This is a genomic window from Secundilactobacillus angelensis, from assembly GCF_012641075.1.
Classification (GTDB): Bacteria; Bacillota; Bacilli; order Lactobacillales; family Lactobacillaceae; genus Secundilactobacillus; species Secundilactobacillus angelensis.
The window spans coordinates 1-16,196 of sequence record NZ_JAAXLJ010000002.1; the positions used below are offsets into that span (position 1 = coordinate 1).

4 protein-coding genes are annotated in these 16,196 nt (G+C 47.4%); all 4 read right to left on the reverse strand.

Features of this window, described 5'->3' with window-relative positions; all coding sequences use genetic code 11:
• Positions 1–120 precede the first annotated feature (120 nt).
• A complete protein-coding gene (locus HC026_RS00925) occupies positions 121–588 on the reverse strand; it encodes an AP2 domain-containing protein (RefSeq protein ID WP_168924107.1) in 468 nt (155 codons plus the stop codon).
• Between the two features lie 136 nt (positions 589–724).
• Positions 725–1,690, reverse strand: coding sequence for a glycosyltransferase family 2 protein (locus tag HC026_RS00930; protein ID WP_168924108.1), 966 nt, complete (start codon positions 1,688–1,690; stop codon positions 725–727).
• A gap of 14 nt (positions 1,691–1,704) precedes the next feature.
• On the reverse strand, positions 1,705–2,697 hold the full coding sequence (locus HC026_RS00935; protein WP_168924109.1) for a glycosyltransferase: 993 nt from the start codon (positions 2,695–2,697) through the stop codon (positions 1,705–1,707).
• Between the two features lie 210 nt (positions 2,698–2,907).
• A complete protein-coding gene (locus tag HC026_RS00940; RefSeq protein ID WP_168924110.1) occupies positions 2,908–16,140 on the reverse strand; it encodes a KxYKxGKxW signal peptide domain-containing protein in 13,233 nt (4,410 codons plus the stop codon).
• Positions 16,141–16,196: the final 56 nt, after the last annotated feature.

Genomic DNA, 16,196 nt, shown 5'->3' on the forward strand with positions numbered 1-16,196 from the left:
CTTTTAGCGTAAAAAATAGCCTTAGCAGTCGCATCTGCTAAGGCTATTGGTGTTCACAGTGTTCAACTTTTTACAATATTAATTATATCATCTTTCCCAACTATAGCAAGCAGCCACATGCTACTTTACCGGATGCTTAAAGTACCGTTCTTCGGCTTCCTTACGCAACCGCACCGCTTCTTCAAAGTCGGGCGTCATATGGTTCAGCACGTATCTACCATGAAACATGAGCCGGGCGACGAACCGCTGAGCGTTGTTATCAAATGATACGCCGATCACGCCCGTTCGATTCCGCTTCCCCTTATACAAGCTGGAATAGGCAATGCCATCTTCGTTGTACATAGGATTGCCCTGATTGGCCACAAAAGCTTCATTACACTTCGCGGCTTGACTGGACATTTCTCGCCGTAAGCAGCCGCAACTTCGAGTAATGCCGTGGCGCAGGGAGTAACCATCCGCAACAATGTGTTTACCGCAATCGCATACGCAGTTCCAACGAGCGTTACCATTCGCCCCCTTGTCGTAAGCCCGGGTAACCACTAACAAACGACCAAATTTTTGGTTTACCATATTAATCACTTTACTCATGCCAATCAAGTCCCCTCAAGATAGTAATGAACGGGTCTGGTGTTATTGGTAGCAGATCCTTCCCTCCAGAACAAAAAAGCGATTAAAGATAATCGTTTTTTTGCCGGCTGAATATAAAGCGTTAGTTACTGTCTGATCACTTCGCCGCCACTTGCAAGAGCTTGATCTGATCCACCAAGAAGGCCATCAGACTAGCTTTCGTCAATCCCTTATAGGCTGGCTCAGTGGCGAGTAAATGATCGATCTGATTCCCCACCAAAGCACTGACGTTGGGCCAGATGCTGGCAAACTCCCGAACTAGCTGGGCGTGTTCCCGCTGAAAAGTTTCCTGGTCCGCTGCAGGAAAGCGTTGCGCGCGAAGGTAAATGTCGGCGAAATACGCCACCGCGCGAGGCACCAGCTGTTCAGGCCGCTGATCACGAATCTTCTCTAACAGATAACGGTTGACTTCGACCCACTGATCAAGCTGACCAGCAAGCGCCCGTTTAATGGCATCCTCGTGCCACAGCCAGATATAGACCACTTTATCCAGGTACGAAATATCGGTGGCCATGGCACACGCCAGCCCCACAAAGTAGGTGTCTTCATTGAATTGCAGATCTTCCCGCCACGTGAGCGACAGGCTGGAAATATACTTCCGGTTAAACCATTTAGCGGCAACCGTCTGCCAGTTATGCTCAGGATGAGTGACGTACTGGTACGTGCCGTCAGCATCGCGGATTTCCTCTACATAGCGCGCGATAATGACTTGATGGTCCCCCGCTTTGACTGCGTTGAAGAACGACCACAGTGCTTGGGTATTTTGCAGCTCATCGTCGGCGTCCACGAACATATAGTAATCCCCACTAGATATGTCCATACCGACCTGCCGAGCCACGCCAGCACCTAGGCTGTCTTCATAGCCGTAATAGCGGGCGTCTAAGTTTTCAAATTCCTCAAACAGCGCGTCCCCATCGATGGCTTCAGCCCCATCACCAATAAGGATGACTTCCACCTGGGTAAAATCGATCCCCGTTTGATTGTTGATCGACGATAATACCCGTCTGAGCTGGTTTAACGTCTCGTTGTGATACGGGATAATAATTGATACTAGCTTACTCATCGTCCATATCCCCCTTAATTTTGCGCGACGTTAAAGGAAAAGCCCAACTGTTTCAAATAAACCGTGAAGCCGTCCAGATACTGATTGAACTGAGCGGTCTCAGCGTTCCAGGGTGCCTTTGGTGACTGGTCTTGACGCTTCAAATCACCGATAAACCCAAGGACGTACCCCCAAGTCAGCGCGTTCTTCCCTACTAGCGACTGCATCAGCTGCTGCATGGTTCCCTTAGCCGTTTCTGGCAGCTGTTTGATCTGGCTGTAGAAACGAACCACGAAGCGGGCAAATTCATTCGCGTAGGTCTGCTGATTCAAGTTCTTGAGTTTCTCAAAATATTGTTCCTTCATGGTCAGCCATTGGGGGTCGACCGGCCGCTTGAAGCCAGCTAAGACACCGGCTGGTAAGTGGCGGTTCGTGAACTTAGTGTAGCCGATTTCGTTGACCGCCACATCTTCGTTAGCAAATAGATGAACGAGGTTGCAGAAATATTCTTCTGCGTGTTCAGGTACGCCAACGGGGAAATTAATCTGCTGTTCACTGAGAAAGCCCCGTCGAAACAGTCGGCCACGAACCGTTCGCGTGTTTTGGCCAACTTTATAATCAAACTGCAGATCAGGTGAAAACGCCTGTTCCAGCAGTAACGGTGAAATGACATCGGCTCCCGCATGCGCCTTCATCTGCCGCAGGAAGGTCTGCAAAATATCGGTCTGGTTCAGCTGACCATTGACCCCCATAAACATCACGTATGTGCCTGTGGCCTGGCCCAAGCCAAACTGCAACGCTGCCACCCAATCCAAAGCTTGATTCGTTTTGAGGTAGGTCATTTCAATATTGGCAAACAGTTCCAGTAGTTTGGGCTGCTTCAGCTTGTACGTGCCGTTATCCACCAAGATCACTTCGATCTGGGCTAAATCCACCCCGATTTGATTGTTAATGGATGATAACGGGACTGCCAAATCGCTCTCCTGTGCGTTGTTAACTGGGATGATAATACTGATCTGCTTTTCCATTGCGCCTACCTCCTAAAATATTAGTGTTGCTATGTATCCCCAGCGGTCAGGCTCCGCCGGGGAATCGAGATGAACTCATCTCGATGAGTGCTGATTATGATTAGCAGTCAAGAAACGTTGGGGGCCGCCGTGACCGCTATGAGGAAGAATCAGCTATGGGAAATCTTGGTTCAATTCGTGACTTTCGGAGAATGAATTAACCGGTTTCAATTAATACAGAGCATCCTCGTCATCATCGTGACGTTTCTTACGCTTCAATGCACCGTAGACCATTGCGGCCTCCAGAACACTTGCGCCGATACCTAACATGACTGCTGCTTCGCCATCGTTGGTCTCGCTGGTTTGTGGCAACGTCTTAGCAGCTACACTAGCCTGCTTAGTGTTGCTGGTGCCAGAGAGAACTTGCGTGGTGGCGGTTGGGGCAGCCTTGCCGCCTTCAGTATCGTAACCCGTTTCAGTCACCACACCGCCGTTGTCGGTATCAGTACCGTTGTCGCCGATCAGGCTGTCACCATCGACACCGGTAGAATCGCCATCAGTCGTCGTGGTTTGACCGTTATCGCCGCCTGGAACAACCGTATTGTCACCAGTTGTCGTCGTGGTATTGTCACCTGTTGGTGTGTTGCCCGTTGGGGTGTTACCGCCTGGGGTATTGTTACCTGTTGGTGTGTTACCAGTTGGGGTATTACCATCTGGTACATTGCCATTTGGTACGTTGCCGTCTGGTGTATTACCACCTGGCTTGTTACCATCCGGTGTGTTGCCATCTGGGGTATTGCCATTTGGTGTTACACCGCCAGGAACCTTTTCAATCGTGTCCGTGGTGGTCGTTGACTTAGAACCGTCTGGGTTGGTAATCGTGGTAATGATAACCGTCTCAGTCGTCTTCGAACCATCTGGGCCATTGGTGATCGTGACCGTCTTATTCGTGGTGGTGTTAGAGTTATTGCCACCATTGTTATCCGTGTTGTCTTTACCCGGAGTCGTCACAATTTCGGTCGTGGTCGTCGTGGTCTTATTGCCGCTAGGATCCGTAACGATCGTGACAATAACCGTCTTGGTGGTCGTTGAACCATCCGTGTTATTAGTGATCGTCACCGTCTTAGTGGTGTTCGTTGAAGACCCGTCAGTACCAGTATTGCCGCCATTGTTATCACTTGGCTTCGTGTTATCAGCAGGTGTCGTTACGATGTTGATCGTGGTCGTAGAATCGGCACCATCTTCACCTGGCGTCGTCGTGGTGGTTGTCTTAGTCGTCTTCGAGCCATCTGGATTAATAATAATCTCAACGGTCTTAACGGTCTTTGAACCATCAGGATTAGTCGTGGTGTTGGTGGTCGTCGACGTATTCGAAGTCGTCGAACTATCGGTTCCTTGACCATCACTACCGCCGCCGTTGTTGATATTGTTGTTGGTAATGTTAATGCCACCGTTACCAGTACCCGTACCATCACCAGTGGTGCTGCCACCACCGTTTGGCACCGTGATTGAACCAGCATTGCTGCCGTCTGGGTAAGTGAAGTAGTAAGTGGTTGTGCCGGCTTCTTTATTGACTACCGTCTTGGAAGGATCGATTTGTGGTGTTTGACCATCTTTACCGTCAGCACCATCTTTGCCGTCTTTACCATCCTTAAGGGTGTAATCAATACCGTTCAGGGTGAAGGTCCACCCATCGACATTGCCGTCAGCATCGTAGTGTGGCGCAACCGTTGGCGTTTGACCATCTTTACCATCCACACCATTCTTCGGTGCGTCTACGCGACCAACGGAAACCTTGTCGCCGTCAGCGTTAGTGTAGTAGAAGTTGTAAGCAACGATGTTACCGTCGCCATCTTTGATAGCTTCAACGTGCGGTGTCTTACCATCCACACCATCTTTTGGTGCGTTAACCTTACCAACAGTAGTGGTTGAGCCGTCTGGGTTAAGGACGTAGAACTCGTATGAAGTCGTGCCGTCAGTGTTCTCAACGGCTTTGACTTGAGGCGTTTGACCGTTCTTACCGTCTTTGCCGTTAGGAATCTTAACTTGACTGCCATCGCTGAAGGTAACAACCGTATTACCATCTGCATCAGGTGCTTGGCTAACAACGGTGATGCTTTGACCATCTGCACCGTCTTGACCATTCTTAACGGTGTAATCCTTACCATTCAAGGTAAAGGTCCAGCCGTCAACGTTGCCATCACCATCAGTGTGCGGTGTAACTGTTGGGGTTTGGCCATCCTTAGGTGCAGGAACCATCCCAAGTGTGACTTTCTCGCCCTTATCGTTGGTGTAGTAGAAGTTGTAGCTAACTGTATTGCCGTTAGCGTCAGTGATTGGTTCGACTGATGGGGTCTTGCCATCTTGACCATCCTTAGGTGCGGTGATCAAGCCAACCGGCGTCTCAGAGCCATCTGGGTTGTTGACGTAGAACTCGTATGAAGTCGTGCCGTCTTCGCCCTTAACCACTTTCATTTGAGGCGTGAGACCATCTTTACCATCCACACCATCTTTACCATTCAAAACGGTGTAGTCCTTACCGCCGATCGTGAAGGTAAAGCCGGTTTGACCATCTTTATCGTATGGTGTAACCGTTGGCGTCTCGCCATCTTGACCGTCCTTAGGTGCCGGTACATTACCAACCGTCTTTTCGGAGCCATCTGGATTAGTGATGTAGAAGACGTATGACTTCGAACCATCATTATTCGTGACTTCCTTAACCTGTGGTGTTTGTGCATCTTGACCGTCTTTAGGTGCGTCAACCGTACCGACGTCAACTTCCTTGCCATCTTCACCAATGGTGTAGAAGACGTATGAAGTCTTGCCGTCTTGGCCAACAACCGCTTTCACTTGAGGCGTCTCACCTGGTTCACCTTGATCACCTTTGTCGCCTTTATCACCCTTAGCACCTTTATCAACTGTGACGGTTGAGCCATCGCTGAAGATAATGACAGTGTTGCCATCCTTATCAGTAGTTGAACTCTTGATCGTCAAATCTTTACCGTCTTCACCATTCTTAACGGTGTAGTCGTGACCGTCGATAGTAAATGTGTAACCATCAACATTGCCTTCGCCGTCAGTGTGTGGTGTTACTGTAGGCGTTTCACCATCTTTACCATCCTTAGGCGCTGGAACGTTACCCATATCGGTGGTAGAACCATCTGGGTTGGTGATGTAGAACTCGTATGACTTCGAGCCATCTGAGTTCGTTACTTCCTTAACCTGAGGTGTTTGAGCATCCTTACCATCGACACCGTTAGTCCCGTTGATACCATCTTTAGGTGCCTTAACTGTACCAATTGTCGTGGTTGAACCGTCTGGGTTAACAACGTAGAACTCGTAAGCATTCGTGCCGTCTTCACCCTTCACAGTTCTAACTTGAGGTGTTGGCGCATCCTTACCATCAGTACCGTTAGTGCCATCTTTACCTTTGTTAACAATGATTTGTGAACCATCGCTGAAGGTAACGACCGTGTTGCCGTCGGAATTGATAAGTTGGCTCTTAACGGTTAATGCTGCGCCGTCTTTACCATCCTTAGGTGCCGGAACGATGCCCATGATCTTGTCGTCAGAACCATCACCAGTAGGACCTGGAATGTAGAATTCGTATGAAATGGTGTTGCCGTCAGCATCCTTAATTGGTTTAACTGTTGGCGTCTGACCATCTTTACCATCCGTACCGTTAGTCCCATCCTTAGGTGCATCAACCTTGCCGAGAACTGTATCATCGGAACCATCACCTGCAGGACCTGGAATGTAGAATACCAGTGACTTAGTCCCATCAGGGTTAGGAACTTCCTTAACCCGTGGTGTTTGACCATCCTTACCAGCAGCGCCGGCAGGAATCTTGACGTTATGGCCATCGGAGAAGGTAACAATGGTGTTGCCATCCTGATCAATGGTTGAGCCGGTGACGGTTAAGTCTTTACCATCGGTACCGTCTTCACCATCTTGACCATCAACACCGTTAGTAACGTTGTAATCAACGCCGTTCAGCGTGAAGGTGTAGCCAGTCTTACCATCAGTACCAGTGTAAGGTTTAACCGTTGGCGTAGAACCGTCCTTAGGTGCCGGAACAATACCAGTTGAAACCTTTTCACCCTGGTCGTTAGTGTAGTAGAACTGGTAATTTGTAACGTTGCCATTATCATCCTTGAGTGGTTCAACCAATGGTGTGTGCCCGTCTTTAGGAGCAGGAACGTTGCCAACGACCTGGTCGTCAGAACCGTTTTGACCTGGAATGTAGAAGACCAGCGTCTTGTTACCATCACCATCGGTAACTTCCTTAACTCTAGGCGTCTGAGCATCCTTACCATCAGCACCCTTATCGATCGTTGCTTTAGTACCATCAGAGAAGGTGACAACCGTGTTACCTTGATCATCTTTCGAAGTGTCGGTAACGGTGATTGACTTCCCATCCTTAGGTGCGTCAATGGTACCAAAGTCGTGTTCCGTACCATCCGGGTCAATCGTGTAGAAGACGTACGATGTCTTGCCATCAGCGCCCGGAACGGCTTTAACCTGTGGTGTCTTACCATCGGTACCATCTTTACCGTTAGAAATGTTAATGGTTTGAGCTGGTTGATCAGAACCTGGCGTGGTAATGGTGATGGTTGTGCCAATAGTCTTGCCGTCAGTATCCTTTTCAGGCGTCTGGGTAATCACTGGTGTCTTACCATCAACACCGTTCTTGATGCTGCCGACCGTCTTGCCGTCAATGGTAATGTTGTAGCTGATGATATTGCCCTGATCGTCTTTAACTGGCGTGAAGTCAGGGGTCTTACCATCTACACCATTGTGCAGTGTGCCGACAGTCTTACCATCGATAACGATATCAAGCGTCCCAGTTGGGTTGCCGTTAGGATCTTTTTCAGGCGTGATAACTGGTGAAGCACCATCTTTACCATTCAGGATCGTATCGCCGTCTTTGCCATCGATCACAATGGTGACACCAATTTGGTTGCCGTCCTTGTCAAGCGCTGGCTTAGTCGTGACAACAGAACCATCCTTACCATTCTTAAGCTCACCGGCTGGGTTGCCGTTGATGGTAATTGCGTAACCAATAATGTTGCCATTATCGTCTTTTTCAGGCGTCAGTACAGGCGTTGAGCCGTCTTTACCATTAGTAACGTTGATGGTTTGAGTCTTATCAGAACCTGGCGTGGTAATGGTAATTGTGGTCCCAGTAACGTTGCCATCGCCATCCGTTGTCGGCGTCTGGGTAATGACTGGTGTAGCACCATCTTTACCATTGGTGATAGAGCCAACCTTGGTGTTGTTAACCAGAATGTCGTAGCCAGTGACGTTGCCGTCATTGTCCTTGACTGGGTTGAACTGTGGTGTTGCACCATCTTTACCACTGCGCAAGGTTCCAACCGTTTGCTCGCCTACCGTAATGGTAAAGTTGCCAGTTGGTTGACCATTTTCATCAACTTCTGGTGTGATGACTGGTGAAGAACCTGGATCACCCTTATCACCTTTTTCACCTTGGGGACCATTCAAGATGGTACCGGAGTCTTTACCATCAATGACCAGCGTAACGCCGATTTGTTTATCGCCATCCATTAATGGCTTAGTGGTTACAACTGAACCATCTTTACCATTGGTAATGGTACCGACCGTCTTGCCATCAATCGTAATGGTGTAACCGAGAACTTTACCATCAGTATCCTTGTTTTCAGTAAATTCAGGTGTCTTACCGTCTTTACCGTTTTGCAGGGTACCAACCGTCTTGTCGCCAACTTTAATGACGAAGTTGCCAGTTGGGTTGCCACTGTCATCAAGTTCTGGCGTGATGACTGGTGAATCACCCGTGTCACCCTTAGGACCGTTCAAGATCGTACCGGAGTCCTGACCATTGATAACCAGTGTGGTTCCGATTGGCTTGCCATTTTCATCAGTAGCTGGCTTAGTTGTAACCGTTGGCGTCTTACCGTCTTCACCATCCTTAAGTTCACCGACCTTGGTACCATTCAGCATGATATCGTAGCCAGTTTCAGTCTTGGTAAATGTTGGTGTTGCACCGTTAGAAATGGTTACAGTTTGTGGTGCGTCAGTTGAACCTGGAGTAGTGATCGTTAGTGTGTTGCTAATGACGTTACCCGCGTCATCTTTGTTAGGCGTTACGGTAATCTCTGGTGTCTTACCATCTTCACCATTCTTGATTGTCGCCACATCTTTGCCACCGATTGAAATGGTAAAGCTCTTACCGTCTTGAGATGGTGTAATCTCTGGTGTAGCACCGTCATAGATGTAGGAAATGGTATCCGGATCGCCATTGGCATGGGTAACCGTAATCTTAACACCGCTTACACCTGGCTTATCAGTATCGGTTACCCGTTCGCTGGTGATCGTGTCACCCGTATTTGGAACTGGCAAAGTGCTGATATCAGTATCATCCGTGCCATCGCCCTTTGGACCTGGAATGTAGAAGACCAACGTTGGTTTCCCATCTTTATCCGTACCAGGTTTAACTGAAAGTGGCGTACCATCCTTGCCATCATTACCGTTCTTGACGGTAAATGAACCGGCTGGCTGACCGTTGACAGTCATGTTGTAAGTGGTTGTGCCGTCGCCGTTATCAATCCCCTTTGGATCAACAACTGGTGAAGCACCATCGTTACCATTCCAGATGGTTTGGGTCGTATCATCACTGCCATCACCATGTTTGATGGTCAACAGCGTACCGCCGTTTGGATGATCAGCGTCGCCATCGATTGGTGTTGCTGTGATGGTGTCACCATCTTTTGGTTGAGGAATCGTAACCATATCGTTTTCAGGTATATCATCATGAGCAGGCGTAAAGAAGATGATGACTGGGTTACCATTAATATCCATCCCAGTCTTAGCTTGAACCGCTTGTCCATCAGCACCATCTTTACCATCCTTAACGGTGAATGAACCAGTTGGTTTGCCGTTAACAGTGAACTGGTACGTGGTCGTGCCATCACCGTTATCCGTCCCCTTTGGATCAACGACTGGTGTAGCACCGTCGTTACCATTCCAAATGGTCTCGGTGGTATCTTTGCTGCCATCACCGTGTTTGATCGTGATCAAAATGCCGCCGTTTGGATGGTCAGCATCGCCATCAATTGCACTTGTGGTGATCGTGTCGCCATCCTTTGGTGCAGGAATGTTGCCTAAGTCTTGTTCAGGTGTGTCGCCGTTAGCTGGAATAAAGAAGGTCAAAACTTTATTACCTTTTTCATCCGTCCCAGGCTTGACACTTGGCGTTTGGGCATTCTTCCCATTTTCACCATCGTAGAGATAAGTGATGGTTGGGTCGCCTGTAGCGTGGGTAACCGTGATCTTAACACCACCGATACCTGGCTTATCAGTATCCTTGACCCGTTCGGCAGTAATCGTGTCACCGGCACCAGGTAGTGGAACTGTGCCAAGGTCTTTTTCAGGAACATCGTTGCCATCAGCATCTTTACCAGCAGGGATAAACAGGATTAAGTTGCCACCCTCTTCTTTGATATGAGGGTCGCCGTTGGTGTTGCTGCTGCCATCCGTACCATTCTTAATCGTGAAGTTTTCTTTCGTTGGATTACCATCATTGTCGTAACTGGTAATGGTGATCTCTTCGCCAGTAACTTTGTCCTTGTTGGTTGGATCATCTTTGACATCAGCGTGAGTGATAATCGGTGGATTCAACACAACGAAGGTTTGAACATCTGGTGTCCCATCATCCTTAAATGAGTTAACTGTAATCGTCTTACCAATAACAGTCGTACCATCCTTGGCATACTTATCAGCCGTCTGAATCGTTGGTGTTTGACCATCCTTAGGAATTGGAATCGTCCCAACTGATTGATGGTGGCCATCAGGTCCAGTGACATAGAAGCTGTAAACGTTCTTGGTTGAATCATCAGGATCCGGAATCGTTTCGATTTGTGGTGAAACCCCATCAGAAACAGTCACTTCACCTACTTTAGCTCCTGCTGGAATATCAGCTGGTGTCAGCGCATCTTCACCTTCTGCAGGTTTGAGTACATCACCGGTGTAGAAGTAAGTCGTGTGCTGAGTTGGTGTACCAGTAGTAGCATCGCCTAACTTATCGACTGTAAATGAGTGAATAGCTTCCGGTGTTGGTTCTTCAACCGTACCGATTGACTGGTGTGAATTATTAGGGCCAGGAATATAGAAGTTATAAACGTTCTTGCTTGGATCGTCAGGATCCGGAATCGTTTCAACTTGCGGTGTCTGACCGTCTTCACCATCATGAGTCTCCACATCCCCAATGATTGGGTTCTTAGCATTTTGAACATCTTCATAGGTTAATGGCGATTCAGGCGTAATCGCTGTACCGTCTGTATGAGTTGCTGGCACATCACCCGTGTAGAAGTAAGTGGTGTGGGTACCCTTATCAGTATCATTAACAGTGACGGAGTGAATGGTTGGGGCTTTGGTTGGAAGAGTGATCGGTGTACCAGTACCTACCCCGTTAATTGTAAGTTCAAATGTACCGTCATGATTATCTTGAAGATCCAGATCTGGTAAATTACCGGCTGGTGCATCCGGAATATCAACTTCTGTTCTATTGCCACCAGCAGTGTTCGTCGTATCACCATCAGCAAAGATATAGATTGGCGTGTAACCATTGGCTGTGTCAGTCTTGTCAACGTGGTCACCAGCTACAAACGCTGGAATATTTCCCTTTGGCATTGCGACCGCAGTACCACTCGGTTGACCGTTAACAGTGAGTGTAAAGGTCCCGTCATGGTTATCCTGAGCGCCAATCAGCGGATCATCAACAGTAACATGGCCGATTTCTGTATCCTTATTCTTTTCGATATCAGCTTGTGTCAGCTGAGTACCTTGAGCGGGATCTGGAATCTTGTCACCAGTGTAGAAATAAGTTGTGTGACTTGCTGCTTGGGTGATTGTACCGTCTTGGCCTTTAGTAGCTGGTGTGTCCACAGTAAATGAGTAGATATTTGGTGCTTTACCATCTTCACCATTCTGAGCATCGAAAGTACCAACCTCGGTTGTACCGTTATAGATAGTGTAAGTGGTCTTATTATCTTTAGGGTCAGTATCGGTATTCTTGACATTCAAATCAAGTTTTGGCGTTTCACCATTCTTAACAATAACTTGACCAATCATATCGTCTGCTGGAATGTCCTTAAGATCTGTGACTTTAGGACCCTTGTAGAAGTATACCGTGTTGCCAGTGCCAGTTTCATTACCCTGATCATCTTTGTCAGGAACCGTCAATGATTGAATAGCACTTGCACTTGGTGTGTACGTTACCGTAGTCTCCAAATCTTCAGGGTTACCTTCGACATCCAAAGGTACATTTTGGTCATCAACCATTGCGTTGTCTGGTGTTAAGTCAGCGACTGTAGGTGATGCAAGTGATGTGAAGATCTTCTTGACTGTAGTATCAGCAGTCCCTTTGCCATCTTCGGAAGAACCGGTAACAACATAAGATACAGTCTTAATAACATTACCTTTTTCATCCTTAATGACCTTTGGCGTTAACGTCAAAGTTTGAACAGCATCAGGAGCCACACTAACGGCCTTAGGATTACCATCCGACTGTACTTCATTCTTCACATAGTGAATCGTCCGCTTAACTGTAACTGGCGTGCCATCCTCTACCTTGGAGTTATCAATACCTGGCTTAGCTGTGTAGATTACCCAGATATCTTGACCATCCGTTTTGTACTGAGAATCTGGACCAATATTATCAGGCAAAGCGTTGAACTGACCGCCGTTAACATCAGCAGTTGCATAGTAGTACAGGGTACTGGTATCTAATGTACCGTTGCCGTTATCCAGCGCGGTACCGTCAGTGCCTTTGCCATCTGTTGTTTTAATGGTCGGCGGTACGGTGATTTGACTAGTGTAGTCATCACCAACATCACCGCTGATAGGCTTATCAGGTGCGACTTCTGGACCGTCAACATTCTGGTAAACGTAGTGAACGGTTCCGGCTGCCTTTTCTTTCGTGTAGTTAACCGCCCGATCAATCTCAATCGGCGAGTTATTCGCGTCCTTAGCAATCTTCAGCGAAACATCAACGTTAGCTGCCTTCTGATCATCCGTCAGCGTAGCGCCGGTTGCAGTGTTCGCGAAGGATTCCGTGTAGCCGGGCTGCTTTTGCAGTTCGTTCGTGGTGAGCTTTGCGACGTTGATCGTATCAGTCCCATCAGAAACGTTACCGTCAGCATCAAGCTTTACATCACCGTTAGTGTTGGTTGTCCATGGACTGTAAGTGATGGTTGGATCTGTCTTACCCTCTGTATAGGTAACCGTTGCCGTCCGATAAAGGTCGTAATCCTTCAATTCTTCCTTAGTCGTCCCATCACCAACTGGAGCGCCATATGTGACGTATTCGGTGACTGCCTTAGTCAGCGCATCGTGATTAGTTTGATCCGTATCGCCAGGATTGTCTGGAGTATACGTCGTGTTAGCCTTGCGCAGATAAGTGTAGAATTCTGCAGGTGTCGTAGCGTCATATGTTTTATCAGTAAGATCAGCTTTTTGTACAGCAACGTAACCGTCTTTAGCGTAATCATACAGCTTGGCACCATCAGTTGAAATCTTGGCACCAGTGTCACCATCCAGAACAACTGAAGCAACCTGATTACCATCGTTAGGTGCAAAGCCTGACGTCTTCTTGGTGTTGGAAACATCAATATAGTGAATTTCAGCACCGGCTGACTTAGTCGCACTCAACGTGATGGTTACTGTTTGATTTGCTTTGCTTGCGATGTCTTTAACGTCAACGCTACCATCAACAGTAACGTCACTGGCACCAACAGTAGCATCAACTGGCGTTGCGCCGGCCTTTGAAGCACTTAAGGTAGCACCGTTATTCGCAGTTGCCTGGTGGTTTTCTGGAATTGCAAATGTACCTGAATCACCGTAACCAGCGGCAAGTAGTTTCGCAGCATCAGTATCGTTGTCTGGATTGGTATCAGACATATCAGTAACGTAGGTCTTAGCGTTATCTTCGCTGGCAAATGCTAACCACGTGCTGCTTGGCGTAATGCCTGTGACCTTACCACTAGCATCTGTCGTAGCCTTGTTCGTTGTTTGCTTTACCCAGTAAAGGGTTTGGTTATCCAATTTAAGCCCAGTTGAACCATCACCTGTAAAGGTAAATGAACGTGTAGACTGGTGTTCTGCATCGCTAGGATCAGTAGTATCAAATGCAGTCTTCTTAACCAGGTATACATAACCATTAGCACTCTTATGATCAAGCTGATCCTGTGTGAACTTGCCACTTGGCAGGTTTTCCTGAACAACAAAGTAGTCAGGATACTTCGCTAAAACAGTAGGTTCATCTGTATAGGTGATTGGATCGTCAACGTTACCAATTGGCACTGGATCAGTTGTTAATACATTTGTTTTACCTGTTGATGAATCTTTTTTAATATCATCTGGAGTAAATCCTGATGTTTTACCAGAATCAGTCACATCAACATAACTGACTTCACCAGCATTCAACGTTGGGTCATTCAGCTGGAAAGTAACATCAACTGTATCAGTTGCTTTATCCAACTTATAGTTAATCTTGGCAGTAACTACACCAGTTGCCGCACCTGAACTATCCTTTGCAATGTCAATTGATGCCGGCTGACCACCCACACCTTCGTCATAGACTGAAGGTGTGATTAGTTTATTAGGATCAGCAGCTTCTGGATTACCAGCAGACGGGAAACCAATTATCGGCTGCTTATTCGGATTTGCCCAAGTGTATGTGGTCTTCGCAGCATTGATTGTCTTAGTAATCGTCTTTGTTGCATCATCTGGGTCTGGAACGGTGTACGAGTATGATTGCCCACTCAAAAGAGCGTTCAAAGCTTGTGAAACGTCAATACTGGGAATATCAGCTGTTTCTGCTGTTAACGTCTTATCATAAGGTGCTTGAGAAGTATACGTTACATTTCCCGTACCCTCTTGTGAGTACACCGTTTGATTATTCTGATTAACGATTGATACTTGCACATTAGCTGAAGTTGTATTTTGAGCCAACAAACTATTCCAAGTGACTTGGTGACCGGTAATTCCCGTAGTGGAATCATCAGTAAAACCAACTGTCTTCCCGTTTGTTTTAGCGTCAGCAAGCATATTCAACAGCATATCACGTTGAGCATCAGTAAAGTGATACGTATAAACTGATTCCCTACCAGTATTATTACCATATAGCGGTGCGGTCGTTGCACTTACTTGCCCCGTCATTGTTGCTGTTGACTTATCAGCGTCAGTTAGCGGCTTATTGGGATCACTTATGGCAACATAGAAGTGTTCATTGGGTTTAGGCAAAGCGACCCAAACCTCTGTATCGGGATATGCTTGGTTATCTGTACCGATTCTAACCGAGGATGTCAAGAATAATCCGAAGGCATTGCCGTTGTCACCGTCTGGAAAGTCACCACCTATATTTTCCATATCAATATGGTTATACACTAGAGGATCACTCGAAATAGAGATTCTGTTACCCAAACCATCCTTACTATTCGAAATGAAGAACGATTGCCCGGTAATTGTCATTGGAGCGGTGGTATTACTGCCAGTCCCTGACCAGCCGGCAAATTGTTTGATTGCAGCAACTTGGCTTTGTGTTAACTCATAGTCGTTAGCCAGATTAATAGTCAACGTATTAGTTGCTTGATCATAGGTAACAGATCCTTTAGCAGGAGTGTCTACCTTAGTTGGGTCAGTCTTATCATAAACCGCCTGTGGTATCCCAAATTGGTTATCCAGATTAAACTCTGAAGTATCCGTCGAACCTGATTCAGCTGGATCTAAAGCCGTAATCTCTTGGGCTTTACCGGTTTTAGCAAACTCAGCAGCTGCAGCAGTCTTAACCGCATCAATAAGTTGCGTGTCTGTACTGCCTAAGTCAGTCTTTTGGATATCCGCACTCTTGGCTGAAGCATCCGTCTTGGTATCCGTTGCGGATTGCTGTGCGCTTGCGTCAGCAGTCTTGCTACTGTCGGTAGTAGGTGTCTGCATTGCGTCCGTCTTAGCGGCAGTTTGGGCAGCGACCTTAGTATCAGTTGCTGCTGGTGCAGCAGTCTTTGAACTGTCTGTTGTAGCCGCCTTAGTCGTTGTCTGCGTTGCAGTCTTACTATCAGTAGTAGGAGTTGCAGTACCTTGAGTCGTTGTTGCTTGAGCGGTACTGTCAGCTGAAGTACTCTTTACGGCTGTCCCCTGTTGAGTCTGGGTTGTAGCTGGAGTACTGGTCGCAGTACTTGTATTGTGTAACGTGACCTGCTTAAGCGCGGTCGCTGATTGATCGATGGTAGTAGTGTTGCTGTTACTACCATCCGTAGCTACTGTGTCCGCTTTAACTTCTTGCGGTAAAGCAAACGCAGAGATTCCAAAAGTCAGTGTTGCCATTCCAGCAACTAGCCAACGTGTTCCCGCTTTATAGAGCTTGTAATGTACTTTTCGATCAGCGGAATCACGTTGCAACTTCTGCCTGTTGAACTTATATTTTTCCAATGAAATTTCCCCCCTCGTAAATTTTCGATGTACCTTTTCGGGTACACCCCAAAAAG